At 73.8% G+C, this 25,789-nt stretch carries 27 protein-coding genes and 1 pseudogene; 11 read left to right on the top strand and 17 right to left on the bottom strand.

The genetic code is table 11. The annotated features are described in order from the left end of the window. Positions 1-123: 123 nt before the first annotated feature. From ACI784_RS17870 to ACI784_RS17880, 3 genes are read right to left on the bottom strand one after another with little or no spacing between them, the layout of a single operon-like run. A complete protein-coding gene (locus ACI784_RS17870) occupies positions 124-786 on the bottom strand; it encodes a hypothetical protein (protein WP_457014377.1) in 663 nt (220 codons plus the stop codon). Further along, positions 786-1,268, bottom strand: coding sequence for a hypothetical protein (locus ACI784_RS17875; RefSeq protein WP_457014378.1), 483 nt, complete (start codon positions 1,266-1,268; stop codon positions 786-788). The genes ACI784_RS17870 and ACI784_RS17875 overlap by 1 nt, the downstream gene beginning before the upstream one ends. Further along, complete coding sequence (locus ACI784_RS17880) at positions 1,265-3,715, bottom strand: molybdopterin oxidoreductase family protein (protein ID WP_457014379.1); 2,451 nt, start codon at positions 3,713-3,715, stop codon at positions 1,265-1,267. Before ACI784_RS17880 ends, ACI784_RS17875 begins: the two co-directional genes overlap by 4 nt. A 130-nt stretch (positions 3,716-3,845) precedes the next feature. Here ACI784_RS17880 and ACI784_RS17885 point away from each other — a divergent pair, with 130 nt between their 5' ends. Then, positions 3,846-4,253 carry a four-helix bundle copper-binding protein gene (locus ACI784_RS17885; protein ID WP_456925135.1) on the top strand — a complete coding sequence of 136 codons (408 nt, stop codon included), beginning with the start codon at positions 3,846-3,848 and terminating at the stop codon, positions 4,251-4,253. A 47-nt stretch (positions 4,254-4,300) separates the two neighbouring features. Here the strand turns inward: ACI784_RS17885 and ACI784_RS17890 are convergent, their stop codons facing one another. From ACI784_RS17890 to ACI784_RS17925, 8 genes and pseudogenes are all read right to left on the bottom strand, one after another. Next, the gene (locus tag ACI784_RS17890; RefSeq protein ID WP_457014380.1) at positions 4,301-5,404 is read right to left on the bottom strand and encodes an NAD(P)-dependent alcohol dehydrogenase; all 1,104 of its coding nucleotides are present in this window, start codon (positions 5,402-5,404) and stop codon (positions 4,301-4,303) included. Between the two features lie 25 nt (positions 5,405-5,429). After that, on the bottom strand, positions 5,430-6,272 hold the full coding sequence (locus ACI784_RS17895) for an IclR family transcriptional regulator (RefSeq protein WP_456925156.1): 843 nt from the start codon (positions 6,270-6,272) through the stop codon (positions 5,430-5,432). Next, a pseudogene (locus ACI784_RS17900) lies at positions 6,269-7,255 on the bottom strand (PDR/VanB family oxidoreductase); the annotation flags it as partial. The gene ACI784_RS17895 and the pseudogene ACI784_RS17900, both read right to left, overlap by 4 nt. Positions 7,256-7,303: 48 nt before the next feature. Next, complete coding sequence (locus ACI784_RS17905; RefSeq protein WP_456925137.1) at positions 7,304-7,621, bottom strand: hypothetical protein; 318 nt, start codon at positions 7,619-7,621, stop codon at positions 7,304-7,306. Continuing rightward, positions 7,618-8,691: an aromatic ring-hydroxylating dioxygenase subunit alpha gene (locus ACI784_RS17910; protein WP_456925138.1), complete on the bottom strand. Its 1,074-nt coding sequence runs from the start codon at positions 8,689-8,691 to the stop codon at positions 7,618-7,620. The genes ACI784_RS17905 and ACI784_RS17910 overlap by 4 nt, the downstream gene beginning before the upstream one ends. A gap of 94 nt (positions 8,692-8,785) precedes the next feature. Then, the gene (locus ACI784_RS17915) at positions 8,786-10,024 is read right to left on the bottom strand and encodes an MFS transporter (protein ID WP_457014381.1); all 1,239 of its coding nucleotides are present in this window, start codon (positions 10,022-10,024) and stop codon (positions 8,786-8,788) included. 9 nt (positions 10,025-10,033) lie between these two features. After that, on the bottom strand, positions 10,034-11,008 hold the full coding sequence (locus ACI784_RS17920; RefSeq protein WP_456925140.1) for an ABC transporter substrate-binding protein: 975 nt from the start codon (positions 11,006-11,008) through the stop codon (positions 10,034-10,036). A gap of 94 nt (positions 11,009-11,102) precedes the next feature. Beyond that, entirely contained in the window at positions 11,103-11,558 is a 456-nt protein-coding gene (locus ACI784_RS17925) for a MarR family winged helix-turn-helix transcriptional regulator (protein WP_457014382.1), read from the bottom strand. Between the two features lie 70 nt (positions 11,559-11,628). On the opposite strand from ACI784_RS17925, the gene ACI784_RS17930 reads away from it, so the two are divergent. Together ACI784_RS17930 and ACI784_RS17935 are read left to right on the top strand one after the other, a co-directional pair. Further along, the gene (locus ACI784_RS17930; protein ID WP_457014383.1) at positions 11,629-12,492 is read left to right on the top strand and encodes an amidohydrolase family protein; all 864 of its coding nucleotides are present in this window, start codon (positions 11,629-11,631) and stop codon (positions 12,490-12,492) included. Next, positions 12,489-14,018 (top strand): acyl-CoA synthetase, encoded by a 1,530-nt coding sequence (locus tag ACI784_RS17935; RefSeq protein ID WP_457014384.1) that lies wholly within the window; start codon positions 12,489-12,491, stop codon positions 14,016-14,018. Before ACI784_RS17930 ends, ACI784_RS17935 begins: the two co-directional genes overlap by 4 nt. Before the next feature lie 109 nt (positions 14,019-14,127). Here the strand turns inward: ACI784_RS17935 and ACI784_RS17940 are convergent, their stop codons facing one another. Further along, on the bottom strand, positions 14,128-14,919 hold the full coding sequence (locus ACI784_RS17940; protein WP_457014385.1) for a putative hydro-lyase: 792 nt from the start codon (positions 14,917-14,919) through the stop codon (positions 14,128-14,130). 60 nt (positions 14,920-14,979) lie between these two features. On the opposite strand from ACI784_RS17940, the gene ACI784_RS17945 reads away from it, so the two are divergent. The 5 genes from ACI784_RS17945 to ACI784_RS17965 all read left to right on the top strand — a co-directional run bounded on the left by ACI784_RS17945 (position 14,980) and on the right by ACI784_RS17965 (position 19,092). Further along, complete coding sequence (locus ACI784_RS17945; protein ID WP_456925145.1) at positions 14,980-15,741, top strand: LamB/YcsF family protein; 762 nt, start codon at positions 14,980-14,982, stop codon at positions 15,739-15,741. Beyond that, complete coding sequence (locus tag ACI784_RS17950) at positions 15,741-16,352, top strand: 5-oxoprolinase subunit B family protein (protein ID WP_456925146.1); 612 nt, start codon at positions 15,741-15,743, stop codon at positions 16,350-16,352. Before ACI784_RS17945 ends, ACI784_RS17950 begins: the two co-directional genes overlap by 1 nt. Then, positions 16,349-17,206, top strand: coding sequence for a 5-oxoprolinase subunit C family protein (locus ACI784_RS17955; protein ID WP_456925147.1), 858 nt, complete (start codon positions 16,349-16,351; stop codon positions 17,204-17,206). Before ACI784_RS17950 ends, ACI784_RS17955 begins: the two co-directional genes overlap by 4 nt. A gap of 13 nt (positions 17,207-17,219) precedes the next feature. Beyond that, a complete protein-coding gene (locus ACI784_RS17960) occupies positions 17,220-17,987 on the top strand; it encodes an IclR family transcriptional regulator (protein ID WP_456925148.1) in 768 nt (255 codons plus the stop codon). A gap of 115 nt (positions 17,988-18,102) precedes the next feature. After that, positions 18,103-19,092 carry an ABC transporter substrate-binding protein gene (locus ACI784_RS17965; RefSeq protein ID WP_457014386.1) on the top strand — a complete coding sequence of 330 codons (990 nt, stop codon included), beginning with the start codon at positions 18,103-18,105 and terminating at the stop codon, positions 19,090-19,092. Between the two features lie 250 nt (positions 19,093-19,342). Here ACI784_RS17965 and ACI784_RS17970 read toward each other — a convergent pair whose 3' ends face one another. From ACI784_RS17970 to ACI784_RS17990, 5 genes are all read right to left on the bottom strand, one after another. Then, entirely contained in the window at positions 19,343-20,554 is a 1,212-nt protein-coding gene (locus ACI784_RS17970; RefSeq protein WP_457014387.1) for a cytochrome P450, read from the bottom strand. A 162-nt stretch (positions 20,555-20,716) separates the two neighbouring features. Beyond that, entirely contained in the window at positions 20,717-21,532 is an 816-nt protein-coding gene (locus ACI784_RS17975) for an ABC transporter ATP-binding protein (RefSeq protein WP_456925151.1), read from the bottom strand. A gap of 49 nt (positions 21,533-21,581) precedes the next feature. Then, positions 21,582-22,355: an ABC transporter permease gene (locus ACI784_RS17980; RefSeq protein ID WP_456925152.1), complete on the bottom strand. Its 774-nt coding sequence runs from the start codon at positions 22,353-22,355 to the stop codon at positions 21,582-21,584. Next, positions 22,355-23,215, bottom strand: coding sequence for an ABC transporter permease (locus tag ACI784_RS17985; protein ID WP_456925153.1), 861 nt, complete (start codon positions 23,213-23,215; stop codon positions 22,355-22,357). The genes ACI784_RS17980 and ACI784_RS17985 overlap by 1 nt, the downstream gene beginning before the upstream one ends. Continuing rightward, a complete protein-coding gene (locus tag ACI784_RS17990) occupies positions 23,212-23,367 on the bottom strand; it encodes a hypothetical protein (RefSeq protein WP_457014388.1) in 156 nt (51 codons plus the stop codon). The genes ACI784_RS17985 and ACI784_RS17990 overlap by 4 nt, the downstream gene beginning before the upstream one ends. A gap of 220 nt (positions 23,368-23,587) precedes the next feature. On the opposite strand from ACI784_RS17990, the gene ACI784_RS17995 reads away from it, so the two are divergent. The 3 genes from ACI784_RS17995 to ACI784_RS18005 all read left to right on the top strand — a co-directional run. Next, positions 23,588-24,397: an IclR family transcriptional regulator domain-containing protein gene (locus ACI784_RS17995; protein ID WP_456925154.1), complete on the top strand. Its 810-nt coding sequence runs from the start codon at positions 23,588-23,590 to the stop codon at positions 24,395-24,397. After that, the gene (locus ACI784_RS18000; RefSeq protein WP_456925155.1) at positions 24,394-25,635 is read left to right on the top strand and encodes an MFS transporter; all 1,242 of its coding nucleotides are present in this window, start codon (positions 24,394-24,396) and stop codon (positions 25,633-25,635) included. Before ACI784_RS17995 ends, ACI784_RS18000 begins: the two co-directional genes overlap by 4 nt. Positions 25,636-25,664: 29 nt before the next feature. Beyond that, positions 25,665-25,789, top strand: a 125-nt coding sequence (locus tag ACI784_RS18005; RefSeq protein ID WP_456923886.1) for a CoA-transferase, incomplete at its 3' end; no start/stop codon positions are given.

Consider the following 25,789-nt stretch of genomic DNA (forward strand, 5'->3'; position numbering starts at 1 on the left):
GGTCAGCGCAGCCGCACTGGCCCCGCGTCGATCGGCGTCCGGAAGAAGGACGTAGGGACGGCGCCGCTGGTCCTCCCCCGCGCGGTACCCGTCCTGCCTTCCGCCGCCACGCCTGCGACGAGGTCACAGCTGCGGGCGGATCCCGGCCTCGGCGGCCAGGTCCGTGGGAGCCAGTGGCCCCTCTCCGCGGACGGCGGCCCGCCCGGCGCCATGCCGGCCGAGCGGCAGCACGGTGCGGCCCTCACTGCCCTCCAGTTCCAGCGCGAGCGCCGCGTACAGCGCCAGCACCCCCAGCGCGAGCCCGACCCAGCCGGCTGCCGCCTGCCACGCCGCCGAGCCCGTGAGCTCGTAGGTCCCCGTGACGGCGAAGCGGATCCCGGCCAGGCACATGACCGCCGCTGGTACGAGCTTGCCGGCCGCGGCGGACACGGCCGGCACCTGCATGGCCAGTCCGGCGGTCAGCAGCAGGACGCCGAGGCCGGCACTGGTCGCCCCTGGCGGCGAGGTCAGCGTCGCGAGGGCGACCGTGGCCCACGTGCCGGTCAGCACGCCCATGCCCGTGGCGGCGACCGGATCACGGGCCAGGAAGCCGACGAGGGCGGCGGTGAGCTGCAGTGGCACCGTGGCCGCCAGGGCGGTCAAGCCGGCGATGCGGCCCTGGTCCGGCGTGACCCAGCCGAGCTGGACGGCAGCGAAGACGACCGTCGCCAGGGCGAGCGCGAGGAAGCCCAGCGGGAGAGGCGTGGCAACCGGGCGCAGGACGACGCGGGTCTGGGGCTCCCCCATCAGCTCACCAGGGCCTGGGTCGCGGACTCCTTGAGCTTGGCGTTCGCCCAGCGCATCTGCCGCAGCGTGTCGGGGTGGCAGCGCTCCGCCAGCGCCAGCAGCTCGCGCTTGCGCGCGCCCTGGGCAGCCTGGGCGAGCAGCTCCCAGTCCAGCGACACCCCGGCGGCCTCCCGGTGGACGTGGCGCAGGTCGGCCAGCAGCAGGAGACCCGGCTCGGGGCGCCGGCCGAGCAGGTCCGAGGTGGCCTGCTGGACCCGCTCCAGGATCCCCGGCTCGCCCACCGGCTCCGGATCGAGGTCGAGGCCGAAGTCGGTGCCGATGCGGGCCAGCTCGGTGACGTGCCGGCCGGACCACCGGGCGATGTCGCGGGCCACGTAGAACACCTCGTGGTCGGCCTTGTGCCGGTCGGAGACCGCCAGCAGCACCCGGTGCAGGTGGTTCTCCGAGCGGTGCAACTCCTCGATCGCCAGGTGGAGCTTCACCCGGCCACCTCCTGTTCGGTCGCGAGCGCGGCCTCGCCGCCGCGGGTCGGCGGCACGTCCCCGGTGACCGGCCGGGAGCCGGTCGTCGTGGGCGCGGGCGCGGGTCCCCCCGTCCCACGCTCGAGCAGCCCCACCTGCGCCGCCGCCGTCTTGAAGACGGGTTGCTTCGAGCAGGCGTCCCAGTCGGTGAGGGTGAGCTCGTTGGCCGCCCGTCCGGTGCCCTCCGGCTCGTGACCGCCCGGCCCGTCCCAGTACCCGTAGTGGAACGGGAGGAACAGCACTCCGGGGCGGATGCCGCTGATCCGCAGCCGCACGACCACCCTGCCCCGCGGCGTGGTCACCTCCAGCAGGTCGCCCTCGGCCCAGCCACGGTCGGCGGCGTCGGAGGCGGCCATCTCCACCCACACCTCCGGAGCGGCGGCCTGCAGCTGCGGCGCGCGGCCGGTCTTGGTGCGGGTGTGGAAGTGGTACAGCGTCCGGCCGGTGATCAGCTGGAACGGGAACCCCTGGCTCGGCAGCTCGTGCGGCGGCAGGTACTCGGCGGCCTTGAGGACCGCCCTGCCCGACGGGTTGAGCGCCCGGTACTCCGTCTCGTCCAGGGGCGCCCCGGTGACCAGGTCGCGGCCGTAGCTCTCGCAGTGGTCGGGGTCGGCCCAGAACCGGCCGTGGGCGTAGAGGCGTTCGGTGCCGTCCGGGTGCTGCTCGGTGACCGGCCACTGGATGCCGCTGCCTCCGCGCAGCTTGTCGTAGCTGAGCCCGGTGTAGTCGCAGGGCCGGCCGCGGGAGCACTCCTTCCAGCCCTCGAAGGCTCCCTCCGGGTCGGTCCACTTCACCAGCGGGGCGCCGTCCTCGTCCCGCAGGCCGAGGCGGTGCGCGAAGTCGATGAGGATGTCCAGGTCGGGCCGGGCCTCGCCGGGCGGGTCGACGGCCTTCTCCGACAGGTGGACCGTGCGGTCGACGTTGGTGAAGGTGCCGGTCTTCTCCCCCCAGGTCGCCGCGGGCAGGACGACGTCGGCCAGCTGCGCGGTCTCGGACAGGAAGACGTCCTGCACGACGAGGAACAGCCGCTCCTGGCTCAGCAGCTCGCGCACCCGGCGCAGTTCCGGCAGCGACACCACCGGGTTGGTGGCGGTGACATAGAAGAACCGGATCGACCCCTCCTCGATGTAGCGCAGCTGCTGCATCACGTGGGTGGGCGGTGAGTAGTGCGGGATGTCCATCGGGTCGACGTTCCACACCCGCGCCAGGTCCTGGACGTGTGACTCGTTGGACCAGTTGCGGAACGCCGGCAGGTCGCCGTCCGCCCCGGCCTCCCGGGTGTTCTGCGCGGTCGGTTGGCCGTTCATCTGCAGGATCCCGCACCCAGGCCTGCCCAGCATCCCGCGCAGGATGTGCACGTTGTTGACCTGCACGGCGGCCGCGGTGGCCTGGTGCGACTGGTAGAAGCCCTGCAGCACGGTGGACACCAGCCGCTCGGCCTGCCCGATAACGCGCGCGGCCTCGCGGATCTGCCCCACCGGGACGTCGCAGACCTCGGCGGCCACCTCGGGGGTGTAGTCGGCCACCCGCTTCTCGAGCTCGGCGAAGCCGACGGCGTGGGCGTCCACGTACGCCCGGTCGATCCAGCCGTTGCCGACGATCTCGTGCAGCAGGGCGTTCATCAGCATCACGTTCGTCCCCGGGCGGGGCGCCAGGTGCACGGTCGCCGCCCGGGCCACCGGGGTCTCCCGCGGGTCGACGCAGACGACCGCGGGCGGGTTCGGGCCGGCCAGCCGGTCGAGCACCCGGGTCCACAGCACCGTCTGGGTCTCGGCCATGTTGTGCCCGTACAGGGCGATGACGTCCGCGGAGTCGATGTCGGTGTAGGAGCCGGGCTGCCCGTCGCAGGCGAAGGACTCCTTGAGCGCCGCGGCCGCCGTGGCGGTGCACAGCCGGGTGTTGCCGTCGACGTGGTTGGTGCCGATCCCGCCGTGCGCGATCAGCCCGAGGGTGTAGTACTCCTCGAGGAACAGCTGCCCGGTCGTGTAGAACGCGATCGAGCTCGGGCCGAGCTCGTCGAGCAGCTGGCGGCAGCGGCCGGCCACGGCGTCCATCGCGGTGTCCCAGTCGGTCTCCACCAGCTCGCCGTCCCGCCGGACGAGCGGCCGGGTGAGCCGGTCGGGTGAGTTGTTGGCCTGCCACCCGAACAGGTCCTTGGGTCCCAGCCGGCCGTGGTTCACCCGGTCCACCGCCCGGCCGCGGACGCCGACGATCCGGCCGTCCTTCACCGCGATGTCCAGGCCGTCGCCGTTGCTGTGCAGGATCGTCGCCGACTGCACCCACCGGTCGACGTCGTCCTCGGTCAGGCCGTCGTCGAGGTAGGAGTCCACCCGCGTCGGCCAGGTCTCCCCCGGCCCGTACGGCGTCCGCGTCCCCCATGGCTCGGCGATCCGGTCGATGCGTGACATGACCGTTGCCCTACCCGACTCGCGCCGCTGCTCCCCCGCTGCGCACATGACGGGTTCGTGACGGCGGGCGTGCCCGTCGGTGTCCCGGGTAGGGGCCCGGCTCGCCCTGCTCCACGTCGAGAGGACAGCCATGACCGTCGTCGACCGGATGCTCGACACGTACCCGCAGGACCTCGGCGCGATCGACCGGGAGCGGCTGCGGGCCTGCATCGAGGCGTGCGTCGAGTGCGCCCAGGCCTGCACCGCCTGCGCCGACGCATGCCTGGGCGAGGAGATGGTCGCCGAGCTCCGGACGTGCATCCGCACCGACCTCGACTGCGCCGACGTCTGCGACACGACCGGGCGCGTGCTGTCGCGCCACACCGGCTACGACGCGAACCTGACCCGCGCGGTGCTGGAGGCGTGCGCGGTCGCGTGCCGAGCGTGCGGAGACGAGTGTGCCCGCCACGCGGAGATGCACGAGCACTGCCGCGTCTGCGCCGAGGTGTGCCGCCGCTGTGAGCAGGCCTGCCGCGACCTCATCGCGTCCCTCGGGTGACCCGCGCCCCGGGGCAGGGACGGTGCGGCCCCTGCCCCGGGCGCCGATCACTCCGGCATGCGGAGGACGGGCTTGACGACGGCGCCGCTGTAGGAGGCCTCGACGGCGTCCTCGATGCGGTCGAGCGGGAAGTACTCGACGAGGCGGTCGAAGGGGAACCGGCCCTGGGCGTACAGCTCCATGAGCGCGGCGATCAGCACCTGGCCGTGCCCGCTGCCGCCGAGCGTGCCGCGGATCGTCTTGCCCCACAGCGTGGTCATGTGGTCGGCGCTGAACTCCGCCCCCGCCGGCGCCCCGCCGATGAGCAGCGCCGTGCCGAGCATGCCGACCGAGTCGATGGCCTGGCGGATGACGGGGAGGGCGCCGGTGCAGTCCAGCGCCGCGTCGGCCGGGCCGCTGCAGATGTCGGTCACCGCCTGCACCGCGTCGGTGTCGGTGGCGTCGACGACGTGCGTGGCGCCGAGGTCGGTGGCCAGCCGCAACCGGGAGGCGTGCCGGTCGACGGCGATGATCGTCGTCGCCGCGGAGCTGCGGGCGGCCATCACCGCGGCCAGCCCCACGGTGCCGGCACCGTAGACGACGATCGAGCTGCCCGGCTCCGGGCGGAGGGTGTTGAGCACCGCACCCGCCCCGGTGGCCAGGCCGCAGGCGAGCGGGCCCATGAGCTCCACCGGCAGCCCGGCGGGGATCGGCACCAGCGACGACGCGGTCGTCATCGAGTAGGTGGCGAACGACGACTGGCCGAAGAAGTGGCTGGCCAGCGGCTTGCCGTCCCGCGTGCGCAGCGCGGAGGCACCGCCGAGCCGGGTGCCGCCGCCGACGAGCTCGCCCGTGCGCAGGCAGTAGCGCGGCTGACCGGCCAGGCAGTTGCGGCAGTCGCCGCAGTACGGCCAGCCGAGGACGACGGCCTGGCCCTCCCGGACGCCGGTGACGCCCTCGCCGACCGCGACCACCGTGCCGGCGCCCTCGTGGCCGAGCACGCCCGGCAGCGGGAAGGGCAGGTCGCCGTCGCGGGCGATGCCGTCGGTGTGGCAGAAGCCGGTGGCCGCCACCTTCACCAGCACGTCGCCGGGACCTGGCTCGTCGATCTCGACGTCCCGGATGACGAACGGGCCGTGCAGCTCCTCGACGACGGCAGCGGTGATCTCCACGCGGGTTCCTCTCAGCAGGGTGGGTTCAGCGGACCTCGTCGGCTGCGGACGCCGGTGTCCCCACCGGCCACCCGCCGCCGGCGGACTGGGTGAGCACCCGGGAGATGCCGCGTGCGGCGGCCCGGACGCCGGGGGTGACCGCGCGGACGGCGGCCGCGGAGTCACCGGGGACCACGACCGACAGCGCCGCCACGACGCCGTCCGGGCCCACGATGGGCGCGGCCACCGAGACCGCGTCCTTGGTGACCTGCCGGTCGCTGACCGCCACGCCGGTGCGCCGCACCTCGGCGAGCACCCGCCGCAGCTGGCGCGGATCGGTGATGGTGTGCGGGGTGTAGCGCTTGAGCGGGGCGGCCAGCACCCGCTCCTGGACCTCCAGCGGCGCGTGCGCGAGGAGCACCAGGCCCACCCCGGTCGGCGGCAGCGCGAACCGGCCGCCGACCTGGGTGAGCACCATGACCGCGTCGCGGGCGGCGAAGCGCTCGACGTAGAGCACCTCGACGTCCTCGCGCACGGCCAGCTGCACGTTCTGGTGGGTGACCTCGTAGAGGTCCTCCATGAACGGCAGCGCGGCCTCCCGCAGCGCGAGGCCGCGGGGAGCCAGCGCGCCGAGCTCGAACAGCCGCAGCCCGACCCGGAAGCGGCCGTCGGCGTCCCGCTCGAGGCCGCCCCAGCGGCGCAGCTCGGCGACCAGCCGGTGCGCGGTGGACAGCGGCACGTCCACGATGCGGGCGATCTCGGACAGGGTGAGCGCCGGCCGCTCGCGGGTGAACGCGTCGAGGACGGCGAGCAGCTTGCCGCCCGACGTCCGTGCCCGGGCCGCGGCCCCGGCGACGGCGTCGACGTCGGGCGTACGGACCGGTGTCAGAGCTCCAGCACCAGCTTGGGGCAGGCCGCCCGGGACACGCAGATGAACATCGTGTCGTTCGCCTCCTGCTCCGCCGGGGTCAGCAGGGAGTCGCGGTGGTCGACCTCGCCCTCCAGCACCGGCGTCTCGCACGTGCCGCACGTCCCCTCCTGACACGAGGACAGCACCGGCACGCCGGCCTCCTCGACCACCTCGAGGATCGACTTGTCCGGGGGCACGGTGAGGGTCATGCCGCTGGTCGCCAGCTCGACCTCGAAGGCGCCCTGGAGCAGCGGCTCGCCGAACTCCTTGGGGCTGAACCGCTCCACGTGCAGCGCATCCTGGGGCCAGGTGGCGCACTGCTTCTCGACCGCCTGCAGCAGCGGCTCGGGCCCGCAGCAGTACACGAGGGTGTCCGGCTTCGCGGTGCCGAGGATCGCCTCGAGGTCGATCAGGCCGACCTCGTCCTGCGGGTGCAGGGTGACGTGGGTGCCGGTGAGCTCCTCCAGGGACTCGAGGAACGACATCGACCGGCGGCTGCGCCCGCCGTAGTGCAGCTCCCACTCCGCGCCGGCGGCCTGGGCCGCGGCCATCATCGGCAGGATCGGGGTGATCCCGATGCCGCCGGCGATGAACACGTAGCGCGGCGCGGGAACCAGCGGGAAGTTGTTGCGCGGCCCGCGGACGTCGATCTCGACGCCCTCGGTCAGCTCGTCGTGCACGTACGCCGAGCCGCCGCGGCCCTCGGGCTCACGCAGCACCCCGATCCGCCAGACCGACCGGTCGTCGGGGTCGCCGCACAGCGAGTACTGGCGGGTGAGCCCGTTGGGCAGCTCGAGGTCGAGGTGGGCCCCCGGGGCCCAGGCGGGCAGGTCGGCACCGGAGGGGTCGCGGAGCTCGAGGACGACGACACCCTCGGCCCCCTCGGTGCGGGACGCGACCTGCAGCCGCAGGTCCACCTCGTCGTGCGTGCTGTGCACGGTGTCACTCCGTTCGATGTAGGCAGGCGACGTCCCCGGCCCGCCGTGGTGGCGGACCGGGGACGGGGGTGCTCAGACCAGGACCGGTGTCCGTGTCCGGATGATGGACGGATCGGTCACCCGGTGTGCCGGCGGGGGTGGGAGCACGTCGGGCAACGGGGTCACCGTCGGTCCGCCGGCGGGGTGGTTCGGATGGGCGAGCAGCCACTCCCACATCTCGATCGGGTCCTCCCCCTCGGCCTCGGCTCCGCAGTGGCACAGGCCCCGCAGCCGGTCGGAGCCGGGCAGCCAGTTGATCCGCAACACCTTCTCACCGACGAGGACCTCGCGCGGCGGGGGCAGGGTCATGCCGTTCCCTCCGGTGCCGTTGCTGCCGTTGGCCGAGCTCACCGGGCGGTCGCCGCCGGCTGCTCGACCGGGGTGCCGGAGGCCTCGGCGGCCATGGCGGCGATCAGCCGGCGGGCGGCCAGACCACCGGTGTCGATGTTGATCGACAGCTCCTGGTAGCCGTCCGGCTCACCGGTCAGGACCTGCTCCAGCACGTCGAGGGCGGTGACGTCCTGCAGGACGACGGTGCGGTTGTTCTCGCGCAGGAAGTCCGACACCTCCTCGTCGTCGAGGGCGAAGTCGCGCGCGACGGCCCAGAAGTCGTGGGTGGAGTTCTCGGTCTCCGGGGTGATCGCGTAGACGACCTCGACGTGGAAGGCGTCCGGGTCGGTGCCGTCCTCGTTGGGCAGCACGCCGACCGGGGCGATCCGGCTGTGCAGCTTGTAGAGGCACGGCGGGGTGAACTCGATGTCCTGCCAGCGGGTGATGCGGCCCTGGATGCCGGTGCTCTTGGAGTAGAACGGCGGGCACTCCGCATCGGCCATGTGCCGGCTGACGTAGACGATGCCGGCCTCCTCGTCGACCTCCGTGGTGATCGGCGTCTCGGCGACCTCGGGGGTGCCGATGTACCCGCCGTGCAGGTAGGTCTCGTGGGAGAGGTCCATGAGGTTGTCGATCAGCAGGCTGGCGCGGGCCTTGAGGGGCTCCATGCCGCTGACGACGGTCCAGCCCTCCTGGTCCAGCCACGGCACCCGCGGGATCCGGGTGCTCTCGGCCCTGTCCGGGTCACCGATGAAGACCCAGACGAAGGAGTCCTGCTCCACGACGGGGTAGGACTTCAGCCGCGCGGTGCGCGGGACGCGCTTCTGGCCGGGGACGGCGACGCAGACACCGTCGGCGCCGTAGGTGAAGCCGTGGTACCCGCAGACGACGGTGTCGCCGTTGAGGTGGCTGGGCTTCTCCGACAGCGGGAACCGGCGGTGCACGCAGCGGTCGCTCATCGCGGTGACCTGTCCGGCCTCGGTCCGCCAGAACAGGATCGACTCACCGCAGATGGTGCGGCTGAACAGCTCGCGACCGATCTCGCGGCCGTACGCGGCCACGTACCACTGGTTCTGGACGATCGACGTCATGCATGCCTCCAGGCTCGGGCTCCACAGCTCATACCCACGGTGACCGCCATCACCCGGCCCCGGATAGCCGACTTCCACATTGTGGAAGTCGATGTCAGCCGACCGTCCTCGGGCGGCCGGCCAGCGCCGCCGCCACCGTGAGCACGGCGGCCACCCCCAGCAGGAGGGCCAGGGGCGCGGCCCACCCGCCGGTGGCCGCGTACACCGCGCCCACCACCAGCGGCCCGGTGGCGCCCACGCCGTAACCGACCAGCTGCGCCATGCCCGACAGCCGACGGGCCGCGGCGTCGTCGGCGGAGCGCAGCACCAGGACGGTGAAGGCGAACGCGATGCCCGCACCCTGGGTGACGCCGCCCAGCGCCGCCCAGAGGACCCAGAGACCGGGGGCGATCCAGAGCCCCAGCACCAGCACGGCCCAGGACGCCGCGACGACGACACCCAGGCCGCTCTGTCCCTCCCGGGACCGCCGGGCGAGGACGGCCGGCACCAGCAGGCTCCCGGCGATGCCCAGGACCTGGAACAGGGCGGCGGCCACCGCCCCGGGCCGCAGCCCCCGGCCCAGCTCGTCGAGCAGCAGCGTCGGCAGCCAGGCGGTGATCGCGTAGTAGAGGACCGACTGGAGGGCGAGCACGGTGGCCACCGCCCACGCGACGGGCGAGCGCCAGACCGGGGCGGCCGACACCGCCGGAGCCGTCAGCGGCCCGCTCTCGGCGTGCGCCCCGTCCCCCCGCCGGCGGGTGGCGAGCACCCAGAGGACTGCGGCCGCGACCGCGAGGGCCGCCCACGCGGCCAGCGCCGTCCGCCAGTCGGTGAGGGCGGCCAGCGGCGCGGTGAGCGCGGCCGTCAGGGCCGCCCCGGCGCACAGGGCCGCGGTGTAGAGCCCGGTGACCGTCCCGGCCCGCGCGCCGAACTCCCGCTTGGTGACGGCGGGGAGCAGCACGTTGCCCAGCGTCATGCCGGCGCCGACGACGGAGGTCCCCACCAGCAGCAGCGGGGCGCCGTCGACCGCGCGCAGCACCGTGCCGGCGGCGATCGCGAGGAGACCGGCGCACACCGCCGCCTCGGCGCCCATCCGCCGGCCGAGCCAGGCGGCCGGCGGCGCCAGGACGGCGAAGCACAGCACCGGCAGCGTGGTGACCAGGCCCGCCAGCGTCGGCGAGAGGCCGAGCTCGGCGCGCATCTCCGGCAGCACCGGCGAGACCGCGGCGATCGCGCCGCGCATGTTCAGGCCGGCCAGCAGGACGGCGGCCAGCAGCAGGCCGCCCGGGGCGCGGGACGGCCGCAGGCCCGCCCGGGAGTCCGGACGGGCCTGCGACAGAGGTTCCGAGGGCACCCCTGAGAACTACTCCTGCGGGAGGAGACCGTCGAGGTCGGGGTCGTTGTCGAGCAGGCCGGCCTCGACCATGAGCTGGGCCATCTGCTCGAGCTGCTCGCGGCGCAGGTCGGTGCCGAACTCCTCGATCCCCACCTCCGCCAGCGCCCCGGCAGGAGTCTGGAGGAACTCCTCGGCCTCGGTGCGGACCGCGTCGGGGTTGGCGTCGGCCCACTCGAGGGTCTCCTCGAGGGCGGCGGTGAAGTCCTCGACCAGCTGCGGGTCGGACTCGGCCAGCTGGCCGGAGGTGAAGAACAGCTGGGTCGGGTGACCGGGCACCGACTCCTGGCTGGAGTAGCTGGCCAGCGGGTGCCCGGACGACAGCAGCTGGGACAGGAAGGGCTCGGGCACCCAGACCGCGTCGACGTTGCCGGCGTCCAGGGCCGCGGGCATGTCGGGGAAGCCCAGCTCGACGTACTGGATGCCCGACGGGTCGCCACCGTCGTTGCGCACCGCCTCGTCGATGGTCAGCTGCCCCATGCCGTTCAGGGTGTTGACCGCGATCCGCTTCCCGGCCAGGCCGGCCGCGGAGGTGATGCCGGAGTTCGTGCCGGCGACGACGCCGTTGACGTCCTCGCCCTCGGCGTGGGTGGAGGTCCAGTGGCCGATGACCCGGACGTCGAGGCCCTGGTCGCGGGCCTGCAGCAGGGAGACCGGGTTGCTGGTCGCGAACTCCATCTGGCCGGAGGCGACCGCCGGCAGCAGCGCGGCGCCGCCCTGGCCGGTCTCGATGGTGACCTCGATGCCGTGGTCCTCGAAGAAGCCCTGCTCGATGCCGCCCTGCAGCGCGCCGGTCACCGCCACGGGGAGCAGGCCGGCGGTCACCTGGCGCAGCTCCCCGCTGCCGCCGGCCGAGCCACCCGAGGCGGCCTCCTCGTCGCCTCCCCCACAGGCGGCGAGGACCAGCGTCGACGCGGCCAGCAGGGGCACCCACTTGCGGAGCATTGCGTTCTCCCAGACTAGAAATCGGTGACAACCTCAACGGTTGACATTCGGGATGATGCACGTCACAGGGTCCGGGGACAAGTCCCCACCCCGATCAACCGGGCACCGTCGGCTGCGCGGCCCGCACCAGCCGCCCCAGCAGCCCCCGCAGCTGGTCGCGCTCGTCGTCACTGAGCTCCTGCAACTGCTCGGCGTGCGCGGCGGCCGCGGCCCGCTGGGCCGACGCGCGGGCCGCGCGCCCGGCCGCGGTGGCGCAGACGAGCTTGGCCCGCCGGTCGGTCGTCGAGGGACGCCGCTCGACCAGGCCGGCGGTGGTCAGCTCGTCGACGAGGAGGACCACCTGGCTCGGGTCCAGGCCGAGCGCCTCGGCGAGGTCCCGCTGGGACATGCCGTCCCTGGAGTCGCAGGCGAGCAGCAGGGCGGAGTAGGAACGCACCCGCAGCCCGTGGTCGGCGAGCGCGGCGTTCGTGGCGCGGACGAGCAGGGCACTGGCGCGCGTGAGCAGGTACCCGACGTCGTCGGTGAGCGTGTCGTCCATGAGGACCTCCATCGTTGACGTCCTCCACGATAACGGCTTAGCGTCGTGCGTCACACTCCCTCTCTCGCGCCTGGAGCCAGCCGTGGACCTCTCGACCCTGGTCGCCATCGACGTGCACGTGCACGTCGAGCAGGACCTGCACGGGCACCTGTCGATGGACGACGAGCTGCTGGACGCCGCGGCCGCCTACTTCAAGGGCGAGCCGCACCACCCGACCGTGCCCGAGATCGCCGAGCACTACCGGGCGCAGCAGATGGCCGCCGTCGTGTTCACCGTCGACAGCGAGCTGGCCACCGGGCACCCCACGCTGTCCAACGAGGAGATCGCCGACGCCGCCGCGGCCCACCCCGACGTGCTCATCCCGTTCGGCTCGATCGACCCGGCCCGGGGGCGCTCCGGCGTCCGGCTGGCCCGGAAGCTGGTCACCGAGCACGGGGTGCGCGGGTTCAAGTTCCACCCGTCGATCCAGGCCTTCGAGCCCAACGACCGGCGCGTCTACCCCCTGTACGAGGAGCTGGAGAGCCTCGGCGTCCCGGCGCTGTTCCACACCGGCCAGACCGGCATCGGCTCGGGCCTGCCGGGCGGGCGCGGCATCAAGCTGCGCTACTCCGACCCGATGCTGCTCGACGACGTCGCGGCCGACTTCCCTGGTCTGACGATCATCATGGCCCACCCCTCGGTGCCGTGGCAGGACGCCGCGATCTCCGTCGCCCAGCACAAGGCCAACGTCTACATCGACCTGTCCGGCTGGTCGCCGAAGTACTTCCCGCCGCAGCTGGTCCGCGCGGCCAACACGCTGCTGATGAAGAAGGTCCTGTTCGGCTCGGACTACCCGCTGATCAGCCCCGAGCGCTGGATCCGCGACTTCGCGGCGCTGGAGATCCGTGACGAGGTCCGCCCGCTGGTCATGAAGGAGAACGCGATCCGGGCGCTGGGGCTCCAGTGAGGAACGCCGGGCTCGGCTCCTGGCCGGAGCGCCGGCTGCGCATCTCCCCCGACCGCGACGCGATCTCGTTCGAGGGGACGACGACCTCCCACCGCGGGTTCGCCGACCGCGTCCGCCGCACCGCCGGCGCGCTGGCCGCCCTCGGCGTGCGCTCCGGCGACCGGGTCGCGTGGACCGGCACCAACCACCCCTCGGCGCTGGAGACCCTCTACGCCTGCGGCCAGCTGGGTGCCGTGTGGGTCCCGGTCAACGCCCGGCTGACCGCCCCCGAGGCGCAGTACGTGCTGGAGCACTCCGGCGCCTCGGTCGTGGTGCACGGCCGCGACCACGGCGAGCTGGCCGACGCCCTGCACGACCGGCTGCCCGGCGTCGGCGCGTGGATCGCCGCCGAGCCGCCGGTCGCCGGGGGCGCCGGCTCGCTGCCCTACGAGGAGCTGCTCGCGCACAGCTCGCCGGAGGCCCGCGACGAGCCGGTCGCGCTCGACGACCCGTGCCTGGTCATGTACACCTCGGGCACCACCGGCCGGCCCAAGGGCGCGGTGCTCACCCACGGCAACATGACGTGGAACGCGACCAACCAGCTGCTCGGCTTCGACTTCGCCGCCGACGAGCGCACCCTGGCCCTGGCCCCGCTGTTCCACATCGGCGGGCTCAACGGCACGGTCAACCCGACCCTGCTGCGCGGTGGCTGCGCGGTGATCGTGCGGCGGTTCGACCCGGCCGGCACGTTGCAGGTCATCGAGGAGCAGCGGGTCACCTCGTTCTTCGCCGTCCCCACGATGCTCGACGCGATGAGCCGCGAGCCCGGCTTCGCCGGCCGCGACCTGTCCTCGCTGCGCTCGATCGGCGCCGCCGGCGCCGCGGTGCCCCTGCCGACGCTGCGCACCTGGCTGGACCGCGGCGTCACGATGCAGCAGGCCTACGGCATGACCGAGGCCGCACCCGGCTGCACGGTCCTCGACTCCGCCGACGCCGAGCGCAAGGTGGGCTCGGCCGGCAAGCCGGTGTTCTTCACCGACGTCAAGGTGGTGCGCCCCGACGGCACCGACGCCGACGTCGACGAGATCGGCGAGGTCGTCGTCTCCGGTCCCAACGTCATGGCCGGCTACTGGGAGGACCCCGAGCAGACCGCCGCCGTGCTGCGCGACGGCTGGTACCACACCGGGGACGCCGGGTCGCTGGACGCCGAGGGCTTCCTCTACATCCGCGACCGCTACAAGGACATGATCATCTCCGGCGGGGAGAACGTGTACCCGGCCGAGGTGGAGTCGGCCCTGCTCGAGCTGCCCGGCGTGGTGGAGGCGGCGGTCATCGGCGTCCCCGACCCGCGGTGGGGCGAGGTCGGGATGGCGGTCGTCGTCCCGGCGCCCGGAGCGGACCGGGACGCGGAGGCGGTCCGGACCGCGCTGCGGGAGCGGCTGGCCGGCTTCAAGGTGCCCAGGCACGTGGAGTTCGTCGACGAGCTGCCCAAGACCGCGACCGGGAAGATCCGCAAGCCCGAGCTGCGGGAGCGGTTCCCCGGCTGAGGGCTCACCCCGGTCAGTCGCGAGTGGGCAGTTGCCGTCGTCGACGCGTGCCGACACGCCGCCTGCGATGACGACAACTGCACACTCGGCCGGCTCGCCGGCTGAGGGCTCACAGCCGGCGGTAGGCGGCGTCCGGGACGTCGGTGACGAACATGTGGCCGGGCGCGTGGGTGATCGCGAACGGCGGGCGGGAGGCCATGAGCGCCGCCTGCGGGGTGACCCCGCAGGCCCAGTACACCGGGACGTCGCCGGGGGCGGCATCGACCGGGTCCCCGAAGTCCGGGCGGGCGAGGTCGGCGATGCCCAGTGCCTCCGGCGGGCCGACGTGCACCGGCGCGCCGTGGACCTGCGGCATGCGGGCGGTCACCTGCACCGCGGTGGTCACCAGCTCGCCCGGGACCGGCCGCATGGTGACCACCAGCGGCCCGGACAGCCGCCCGGCCGGCCGGCAGGCGCGGTCCGTGCGGTACATCGACACGTTGCGGCCCTGCTCGATGTTGCGCACCGGGACGCCGGCGTCCAGCAGCGCGGCCTCGAAGCTGAAGCTGCAGCCGACGAGGAAGGCGACCAGGTCGTCGGTCCACAGGCCGGCCACGTCGGTCGGCTCGTCGGCCAGCTCGCCGTCCCGCCACACCCGGTAGCGCGGCAGGTCGGTGCGCAGGTCGGCGCCGGGCGCGAGGGCGGTGCGCGGCGACCCGGCGTCGGTGACGTCGAGCAGCGGCACCGGCTGCGGGTTGCGCTGAGCGAACAGCAGGAAGTCGTAGGCCCAGTCGCGGGGCAGCACCACCAGGTTGGCCTGGGTGAACCCCGGCGCCAGCCCCGAGGTGGGCACCGCCGCCCCGTCCCGGCAGGCCGCCCGGACCTCGGCCGGGCCGGCCGCGGACACCGTCTGCTGCGTCATGGCGCCATGCTGCCCCCCGGGAGGCGTCTCGACCGGTCGTCGCGCCGTCCGGCCAGCAGGATGGACCCCGTGGACCTCAACTCCGACCTCGGTGAGGGCTTCGGCCAGTGGCAGCTCGGGGACGACGACGCGCTGCTCGGCATCGTCACCAGCGCCAACGTCGCCTGCGGCTTCCACGCGAGCGACCCGACGATCATGCGGCGGGTCTGCGCGCGGGCCGTCGAGGCCGGCGTGGCGATCGGCGCCCAGGTCTCCTACCGCGACCTGGCCGGCTTCGGCCGCCGGTTCATGGACGTCGAGCCCGACGAGCTGACCGCCGACGTCCTGTACCAGCTCGGCGCGCTGGAGGCCTTCGCCCGGGTCGCCGGCGGGCGGGTGCGCTACGTCAAACCGCACGGCGCGCTGTACAACGCGATCGTGCGCCACGAGGAGCAGGCGGCCGCGGTCGTGCGGGCCGTCGTCGAGTACGACCGCACGCTGCCGGTCCTGGGCCTGCCCGGGTCGGCGTGGCTGCGGCTGGCGGAGGAGGCGGGCCTGACCGCCGTCCGCGAGGCCTTCGCCGACCGGGCCTACACCCCCGAGGGGGCGCTGGTCTCCCGCCGGCTGGCCGGCGCGGTGCTGCACGACCCCGACGAGATCGCCGCCCGCTGCGTCGCCATGGCTCGCGGGGAGCCCATCCGCGACGTCCAGGGCGACCCGCTGCTGGTCCGTCCGGACTCGATCTGCGTGCACGGCGACACCCCGGGCGCGGTGGCGATCGCGCGGCGGGTCCGGGCGGCCCTCACCGACGCCGGCGTCGAGCCGGCGCCGTTCACGGGCTGATGCGCGTCCTGCCGAGCGGCTCCACCGCGCTGCTGGTCGAGCTCGCCGACCTCGACGAGGTGCTCGGGCTGTACACCGCGCTCACCGACGAGCCGGTGGACGGCGTGGTCGACGTCGTCCCCGCGGCCCGCACCGTGCTGCTGGTCGTCGACCCGGCGCGGACCACCCTCGGCGCCGTCGAGCGGGCGGTGCGCGGGCGCCGTCCACGGGCGGACCGCGCCGGGCACGCCGAGCACGTCGAGCTGCCGGTGGTCTACGACGGGGAGGACCTCGCCGACGTCGCGGCGCACCTCGGCGTCACGCCCGACGAGGTGGTGCGCCGGCACACCGGCACCGGGTGGACGGTGGCCTTCTGCGGCTTCGCCCCCGGCTTCGGCTACTGCACCCCCGACGGGGAGCCGTGGCACGTGCCGCGCCGGGAGTCCCCCCGCACCCGGGTGCCGGCCGGGGCGGTCGCCCTGGCCGGGGAGTTCAGCGGCGTCTACCCGCGGGAGTCCCCCGGCGGCTGGCAACTGATCGGCCGCACCGACGTGCCGGTGTTCGACCTGTCCCGCGACCCCGCGGCGCTGCTGCGCCCCGGGGTGCGGGTGCGGTTCGTGGCGGCGTCGTGAGCCGGGCGCTGACGGTGCTGGCCCCCGGCCCGCTCACGACCGTGCAGGACGCCGGCCGGCCGGGGCAGGGCGCACTGGGCATCGGCCGCTCCGGGGTGTGCGACCGGGGCGCGGCGGCCCTCGCCAACCGGCTGGTCGGCAACGCCCCGGACGCCGCGGTGCTCGAGGTGACCCTCGGCGGGCTGGCCCTGCGCGCCGACACCGACCTGCTGGTCGCCACCACCGGCGCGCGCTGCCCCGGCTCCCCCGCGCACAACGCCCCGCACCGGCTGGCGGCGGGCGACGAGCTGCGGCTGGGCCTGCCCGCGACCGGCCTGCGCACCTACCTCGCCGTCCGCGGCGGGATCGCGGTCGAGCCGGTGCTGGGCAGCCGCGCCACCGACCTGCTCTCGGGGCTGGGCCCGCCCGTGCTCACCGCCGGCGACGTCCTGCCCGTCGGGGAGGCGGGCGGGCCGCTGCCCGGGGTCGACCTCGCCCCCGTCGCCGACCCGCCCGGCGGCGAGGTGACCGTGCGGGTGCTGCCCGGTCCGCGCACCGACTGGTTCACCGAGGACGCCGTCGCGGTGCTGACCGGCACCACCTGGACGGTCACCGGGGAGAGCAACCGGATCGGGCTGCGCCTCGACGGGCCGCCGCTGGAACGCGTGCGCACCGGTGAGCTGGCCAGCGAGGGCATGGTCCGCGGCGCGCTGCAGGTGCCGCCGTCCGGCCTGCCGGTGCTCTTCCTCGCCGACGGCCCGGTCACCGGCGGCTACCCGGTGGTCGGCTACGTCGACGACGCCGACGTCGACCGCTGCGGGCAGCTGCGACCGGGGCAGGCCCTGCGGTTCCGGGGAGCGCCTCTCGGCAGATGAGACACTGCCCTGCGTGGGGCGGGTCAAGACCGGGGAGTCGGTGCTGTCCCGGGCGATCCGCATCTTCGACGCCTTCTCCCCCGAGGAGAAGGTGCTCCAGGTGTCAGAGATCGCCCGGCGCACCGACCTGCACGTGGCCACCGCCTCCCGGCTCATCGCCGAGCTGGTCTCCCACGGGCTGCTGGAGCGGGGCCCCGACCGCGAGGTCCGGGTCGGCGTGCGGATGTGGGAGCTGGCCTCCCGGGCCTCGCTGACCCTCTCCCTCCGGGACGCCGCCATGCCCTACCTGGAGGACCTGCACGCCGTGGTCGGCCACCACGCGCAGCTCGGGGTCCGCGACGGCGACGACGTCCTGTTCCTCGAGCGGCTGTCGGCGCGCGACGCGGTCGTCAACTTCTCCCGCATCGCCGGCCGGCTGCCGCTGCACATCTCCTCCTCTGGCCTGGTCCTCCTCGCCTACGGCCCGCCGGAGCTGCAGGAGCGCATCGTGTCCCGGCCGCTGGAGCCGCACACCCCGGACACGATCACCACCCCGCAGCGGCTGCGGGCGACGCTCGCCGACGTCCGCCGGCAGGGCTACGTGATCACCCCGGGGCACGTGCACCCGGACGCCACCGGGGTCGCCGTGCCGGTGCGCAACGGCCTGCAGGAGGTGGTGGCCGCGCTCTCGGTGATCGTGCCCAACGACGGCCGGGCCGCCGCCCAGGTGCCGGCCCTGCTCGCCGCGGCGCGCGGGGTGACCCGGTCGCTGTCGGCGGGGCCGCAGGCCGGGCTGCGCTGAGACGGCGACTCTCACTCTTCGAGAGGACACTGGGAGCGGCTGTGACGGGGATCGCATGATCCCCGTCACGTCCGCAGGCGGCCGTCGCCTGCGGAGCACCGAAGGGAGCCCCTCCTTGACCGCTGCGCCCGCACCCACCGGACGCCGTGTCCCCCGCCGCCTCACCGGCCTCGCGCTCGGCTGCGTCGCCACCCTCGCGCTGGCCGCGTGCGGCTCCGACGACGAGGGCGGCACCTCCTCCGGTGGCGGGGAGGGCCCGGCCCAGCTGACGGTCGGCTACTTCCCGCTGGTGCACACCGCCAGCGCCGTCCACGCCGACGAGGCCGGGCTGTTCGAGGAGCAGGACCTCGACGTCACGCTGGAGCAGACCTCCGGCGGCGCCCAGGCGATCCCGTCACTGATCGCCGGGGAGTACGACATCACCTACGGCAACTACACCTCGGCGCTGCTGGCCGCCCAGCAGGGGCTGCCCGTGCAGATCATCGCCGGCAACGACGTCGGCGCCGAGGACCACGCGATCATGGTCACGGCCGACTCCCCCTACCAGTCCGCCGCGGACCTGGCCGGGGCCCGCATCGCGGTGAACAACCTGCAGAACATCGGCACCGTCGCGGTCAACGCGGTCCTGGAGGACGCCGGCGTCGACATCTCCACCATCCAGTTCGTCGAGCTGCCCCTGCCGGACATGGCCGCCGCCCTCGACTCCGGGGACGTCGACGCCATCTGGCAGGTCGAGCCGTTCCAGGCGGCGGCCAAGGCCAGCGGGGCCCGCGTGCTGTTCCCGCTGTTCAGCGGCCCGGTCGAGGACATGCCCGTCGCCGGCTGGCTGACCACCGCGCAGTACGCCGAGGAGAACCCGGAGGTCATCGAGAGCTTCCGGACGGCGATGGCGGCGTCCATGGAGCAGCTGCAGGGCAACCGCGAGGAGCTGGTCCGGCTGGTGCCCACCTACAGCCAGGTGCCGGCCGAGGTGGTCGAGCAGGTGGAGCTGCCGGAGTGGGACGCCGAGGTCGACGCCGAGCAGCTGCAGAAGATGAGCGACCTGATGCTCGAGTACGGGATCATCAGCGAGGAGTTCGACGTCGAGACGATGATCGCGGAGTAGCCCCCTCCTCACGACGACGCGGCCCCGGGGGGATCTCCCTCCGGGGCCGCCGCCGTGTGGGCTCGGGCCGGCGTGAGTTCGGCAGCGGGATGACGTCGAGGTGGGAGAAGACGTCGGGCACCTCACCGGACTCCGGTGCGGCCGAGGTCCCGCGGTGTCCTCCACGCTCGTGCGGCGCTGCGGTGCCGCACGAGCGTGCGCAACACCGTGAGAGCCCTCGTTCCACCCGCGAGTCACCTCGCTGTCGAACTCACGCCGGCGTGACGCGGACCGGCACGCTCCCCCAGCCCTTGAGGGTGTTGTTGAGCTTCGGCACCGGGTCGCCGGCCGGCTCGAGGGCGCGGGCCCGCTCGGCGAGAGCGGTGAGCACCAGCTCGGTCTCCAACCGGGCCACCGGCTGGCCGACGCACTGGTGGATGCCCATGCCGAAGGCGACGTGGCCCGCGGCGCGGCGGCCGATGTCGAGGACGTCGGCGTCCTCGCCCCACTGGCGCGGGTCGCGGTTGGCCGAGCCCAGGAACAGCAGCACCTTGGTGCCCTCGGGGATGACCGTCCCGGCGACCTCCACCTCGCGGGAGGTGGTGCGGAAGAAGGTCTGCACCGGGGACTCCCAGCGCAGCGCCTCGTCGAAGGCGAACTTGGCCTTGGCAGGGGTCGCGTGCAGCTGCGCCCACTGGTCGGGGTGCCGGGACAGGCCGTAGAGGGTGTTGGTGATGCCGTAGACGGTGGTGTCCACCCCGGCGGTCAGCAGTGAGCGGACCAGCATGGGCGCCTGCTCGTGGCTGATCTCGCCGCGGTCGGCGGCCTCCCAGATCAGCGCGCCGAAGCCGCCGGGGGCGAGGTTCTCCCGCTGGCACTGCTCCCAGATCCAGGCCTGCACGGGCGCGGCCGTGGCCAGCGCGTTGCGGCGCAGCTCGTTGTCCGGGCCGAAGGCGTTGAAGGCCAGGCCGCCGTAGGGCAGCAGGTTCTCCCGCCCCTCCTCGGGCAGGCCCACGGCGTCGGGGAACACCCGCAGCGGGTAGACCTCGGCCAGGTCGGCCACCACGTCGAAGGTGCCCTGCTCGACCAGCCGGTCGGCGATCTCCGCGGCGGGGGCGGCGAACCGGTCCCGCAGCGCCCGCATGCCGCGCGGGGAGATGACGCCGTTCATCGCCGTCCGGACGACGGTGTGGTCCGGCGGGTCGGCCTCCAGCAGCAGGCTCGGCGGCCGCCAGGGCTTCTCCTTGGCGAAGTCGGCCAGCCCCGCACCGCGACTGGACACGAACGTCTCCCAGTCCACGAGGGAGGCCTTCACGTGCTCGAAGCGGCCCATCGCGTAGATGCCGTAGCGCTCGAGGTACACGACCGGGCCGGCGTCGCGCAGGCGGCGGTGGAAGTCGTAGGGATCGGTCAGCACCTCGGTGCCGAACGGGTCGTCGTCCAGCACGGGGACGTCGGTGGTGGGCGGGCTGTCGACGGTCACGGGGCACTCCGGTGCGGCTCGGGGGTCGCGGCTGCGTCCAGCGTGACCGCCGTCACCGGGCTCCCCCAGCCCTCTCTCGACCAATGAGAGGAGCGCACCGGGGGAACGCGCCGGCCCCCGCCCACCAGGGGTGGACGGGGGCCGGTGCGGGTGCGCTCGGGCTCAGCTCTGGCCGATGACCGCCGGAGCGTGCGGGTCGACCGCGCCGGGGGTCTCCTCCTTCGGCCGGTGGATCTGCTCGAAGACCCGGGCACGCAGTTCGGCGAACCGCGGGGAGGACCGGGTGTGCAACTGGTTGCGCTCGTCGGGCAGGTCGATGGCGACGTCGTCGCGGATGACCGTGGGCGAGCTGGACAGCACGATCACCCGCTGCCCGAGGTAGACCGACTCGTCGATGTCGTGCGTGACGAAGAGGGTGGTCACCTTGAAGCGGTGCCACAGGTCGCGGACGAGGTCCTCGAGGTCCGCGCGGGTCTGCGCGTCGACCGCGGCGAACGGCTCGTCCATGAGCAGCACCTGCGGCTCGTAGGCGATCGCGCGGGCGATCGCGACGCGCTGCTGCATGCCGCCGGACAGCTGCCACGGGTAGGCGGTGTGCACGTCTGCCAGGCCGACCGCCGCGATCGACTCGTCGACGAGCTCCTTGCGGCGGGCGGCCGGGACCTTCTTCTGCTTGAGCGGCAGTTCGACGTTCTCCCGGATGCTCATCCAGGGGAACAGGCTGCGCCCGTACTCCTGGAAGACGATGGCCATGCCCGGCGGCGGGCCGTCGACCCGCTTGCCGTTCAGGAGGACCTCGCCGGCCGTGGGGTCCAGCAGCCCGGACATGATCTTGAGCAGGGTCGTCTTGCCGGAGCCGGACGGTCCCACGAGGCAGGCGAACTCGCCCTCCTGCAGCGTGAAGGTCAGGTTGCGCACGGCCTCGACGGTGCGCGACTTGCCCTCGTACACCTTCTTGACGCCGTTCACCTCGAGCATCGTGTTGCGCCTTCCGATCGGGGGTTCAGGAACAGGGTCTGCACGGCCGTCATCCCGCGCGCTGGGCGCGGCGCAGGCCGTGGTACCAGGCCAGCCAGCGGTTCTCGACGAGGCGGAACAGGAGGGACAGCAGGAAGCCGAGCAGGCCGAGCATGATCATGCCCGCCCACATCTCCGGGATGGCGAAGCTGCGCTGGGCCTGGACGATCGCGAAGCCCAGGCCGTCGCTGGCCGCGAACAACTCGCTGATGACCATCAGGATGATCGCGACCGACAGGCCCTGGCGCAGACCGGCGGCCATCTGCGGGCTGGCCGCCGGCAGGATCAGGTTCCGCAGCCGGGCCGCACCGGAGATGCGGTAGGTCCGGGCGGTGTCGGACAGCACGCTGTCGACGGCCCGCACACCCTCGGCGGTGTTCAGCAGGATCGGCCACATGCAGCCGAAGGCGATCACCACGATCTTCATGGTGTTCTCGATGCCGAAGATCAGCATCAGGATCGGCACGATGACCGGCGGCGGGATGGCCCGGAAGAACTCGAGAACCGGCTCGAGCAGGTCGCGCAGCCGCTTGTAGGTGCCGATCAGCACGCCGAGGGTGATCCCGATCAGCGCGGCCAGGAAGTAGCCGGCCGCCAGCCGCAGCAGGCTCGGCAGGACGTCGTCGGCCAGTCGTGGTCCGAACCACTCCGCGACCAGGCTGTCGATGATCTTCGACAGCGGCGGGAAGTAGAAGTTCGTGCTGTTCGCCGACGTCACCCACCACAGGGCGAACAGGACGAGGGGCAGGCCGAGGGCGAAGCCAAGGCGCCGGAGGATTGCCATCAGAGCGCCACCTCTGCTCGCTGGGACGGGTGCCAACTGAGGGTCCGTCGCTCGATGTACCGGAAGACCAGGTTGACGATCACGCCGAGGATGCCGGAGACGACCACGAGGGCGTAGGTGGCCTCGATCGCGCCACTGCTCTGCGCGACTGCGATCCGGTTGCCGATGCCCGGGTTGCCGATGACCAGCTCGGACGTCACGGCCAGGATCAGCGCGACCGCGGCCGACAGCCGCAGCCCGGTCATGATGTAGGGCAGCGCGGTCGGCCAGATGACGTACCGGATGCGGGCGACGAGCGGGAAGCGGTAGGCCCGCGCGGTGTCCGCCGCGACCGGGTCGACGTCCTGCACGCCGTAGAGCACCTGGATGAGCACCGGCCAGAACGAGGCGTAGACGACCAGCAGGAGCTTGCTCTCGATCGCGGTGCCGAACAGCAGCACCGCCAGCGGGATCAGGGCCACCGACGGGATGGGCCGGAGGAACTCGATGGTCGAGGCGGTCAGCTCGCGCAGGAAGTGGGAGCTGCCGATGACGATGCCGAGGACCACGCCGGCGACCGCGGCGATGACCAGGCCCAGGGCCCAGCCGTAGATGGTGTCCAGCAGCGCCGTCCAGAAGGCGGGATCGGCGAGCTGGTCGAGCAGCGCGGCACCGATCTCCGACGACGTCGGGAAGAACTGGTGGGGCAGGACGCCGATGCGGGGCAGGATCTCGAAGAGCAGGACGAGGCCCACCAGGCCGATGGTGCCGAGCAGGACCGGCGAGCTGCCGTACGAGCGGCGGGCCGGTGGCTTGGGGGCGACGCCGGCGGCCGCGTTGTCGGCGGCCGGCTCGTAGACGGTGACGGGGGACTCGGTCACGGCAGGAAGCCCTCCAGGTCCGGGGTGTGGTCGCAGTGTGCGCCCTCTGGGGCTCCGCGGCCTCCGGCGGCACCGCCGTCGGCGTCGGGCCCGCCGCGCGCGGCGGGGAGCAACAGGGGGCCCGCCGCGAGGGCGGTGACCGGTCGGCGCATGGAGGCTCCACGGTGAGTCGGACGGGTGGCTTGTGTTCGCAGCGCGAACCACTGTTCTTCCTGAGAACGGAAACAGGTGACCCCACTCACCGTCAAGCGCGGCACCGTGGCCGTGACCACGCCGTGATCGCCTGTAACCGACGCTTGCCGAACAGCGGTTCACTCTGCGCACAATGTCCCACAGACGCGACCGGCGTCACAGCCTTCAGGAGGAACTGCGTTGGAGACCGCCGAGGAGCAGGCCGCCCTGCCGGCGCGCGACAGTACCTTCGTGCAGTCGCTCGACCGAGGACTGGCCGTGATCCGCGCCTTCGACGCCGAGCACCCGCGCCTGAACCTCTCCGACGTCGCGCGGGCCACCGGCCTGACCCGCGCTGCGGCCCGCCGCTTCCTGCTGACCCTGGTCCAGCTGGGCTACGTCCGGGTGGACGGCCGCGAGTTCTCCCTCCGGCCACGGGTGCTGGAGCTCGGGTACTCCTACCTGTCCGGTCTCACGCTGCCGGAGGTCGCCGAGCCGCACCTGGAGACGCTCGTGTCGCGGGTGCACGAGTCCTCGTCGCTGTCGGTGCTCGACGGCGACGACATCGTCTACGTGGCCCGGGTCCCCACGAAGCGGATCATGACCGTCCTCATCGCCGTCGGCACCCGATTCCCCGCGCACGCCACGTCGATGGGCCGGGTGCTGCTGTCCGGCCTGCCCCACGACGAGCTCGCCGCCTACCTGCAGCGCGCGGTGTTCACGCGCTTCACCGAGCACACCGTCACCGACCCGGTCGAGCTGCGGGCCGCCGTCGAGCTCGTCCGCCGGCAGGGCTACGCCGTCGTCGACCAGGAGCTGGAGCACGGCCTGCGGTCGGCCGCCGCGCCGGTCCGGGACGCCGACGGCGAGGTCGTCGCCGCCCTCAACGTCTCCGTCCACGCCAGCCGGACGTCGATGGCGGAGCTGGAGCACGAGCTGGTCCCGACCCTGCTGGAGACGGCGCAGGACATCGAGCTGGACCTCAAGCGCACCCGGCGTCCCGGGTCGTGACCCCGCCCGCACCCGGCCGCCGTCCCCGCCCCTGGTGGGTGTGGCTCGCCCCCGCCGCCGTCCTGGTCCTCATGGCGCTGTGCCTGCGGGCGCCGTTCGCCGCCGTCGGCCCGCTCCTCGGCGAGCTCAGCGAGGAGCTCGCCGTCTCGACCTCGGCCCTGGCGGTCCTGACCGCGCTGCCGCTGATCTGCTTCGGCCTGCTCTCCCCCACCGTCCCGGCACTCGCGGCGCGCCTCGGTGTGCACCGCGCCGTCCTGGCCGGGGCCCTCCTGCTCACCGCCGGCGTGGCCCTGCGGCTGGCCGGCACCTGGGGCCTGTTCGCGGGCACCGTCCTGCTCAGCGGCGGGATCGCGGTGGTCAACGTGCTGCTGCCCGCGGCGGTCCGTGCGGAGTACGGGCCGCGCAGCGCCCCGGTCCTGGGCGCGACGACGGCCTCGATGGCCCTGTCGGCCAGCTTCGGTGCGGGCCTGGCCCAGCCGATGGCCACCGCCGCCGGCAGCGCGGTCGCGGGCCTCGCGCTGTGGCTGGTCCCGGTGGTGGCCGCCACCGCGTGCGTCGGCGTGCTCGCCGCGCGCCGGCGCCGGCCTCCGGGCTCCGCGGCCACCCGGCTGCCGGTCGTCGCCGTCCTCCGGGACAGGGTGGCCATCGCGGTCACCGTGTTCTTCGGCCTCCAGTCGCTGTCGTTCTACGCGATGCTCACCTGGATGGCCGACGTCCTCGAGGACGACGCCCGCGTCACGGCCGTGGGTGCCGGCGCCATCGTCGCCGCCGCGGCCGCGCTCGGCGCCCCCTGCGCGCTCGTCGTCCCCCCGCTGGCCGCCCGGCGGCCGAGCCAGGTCCCCTGGGTGATCGGCGGCTCGCTGCCGACCGCGGTCGGGATCGTCGGCCTGCTGCTGGCACCCACCGCGGCCCCCGTGCTGTGGGCGGTCCTCTACGGCCTCGGCACCGGCCTGTGCTTCCCGCTGGCGATGACGCTGGTCCTGGTGCGCACGCGGGACGTCGCCCAGACCGGCCGGCTGTCGGCCGCCGCACAGAGCGCCGGGTACCTGCTGGCCGCCACCGGCCCGCTGGCCGTCGGCCTGCTGCACGACGCGCTCGGCGGGTGGCGGCCCGGACTGGTCCTGCTGCTGGTGCTGCTGGGCCTCCAGATGGCCGCCGGGGTGTACGCCGGCCGGCCGCGCCTGGTCACCGAGAGATCGCCGGTGGCGGCCGAGGAGCCGGCCACCGCACGACCCTGAGCGAGCGGAACACCGACGAGGAGGAGCGCATGGACAAGGTGGTGGAGAGTGCGGCCGCGGCGGTGGCCGACATCCCGGACGGTGCGGTGCTGGCCGTGGGCGGGTTCGGGTTGTGCGGGATCCCGTACGCGCTGATCGACGCGCTCCTGGAGCG

The sequence above is a fragment of the Geodermatophilus sp. SYSU D01186 genome (assembly GCF_054050215.1).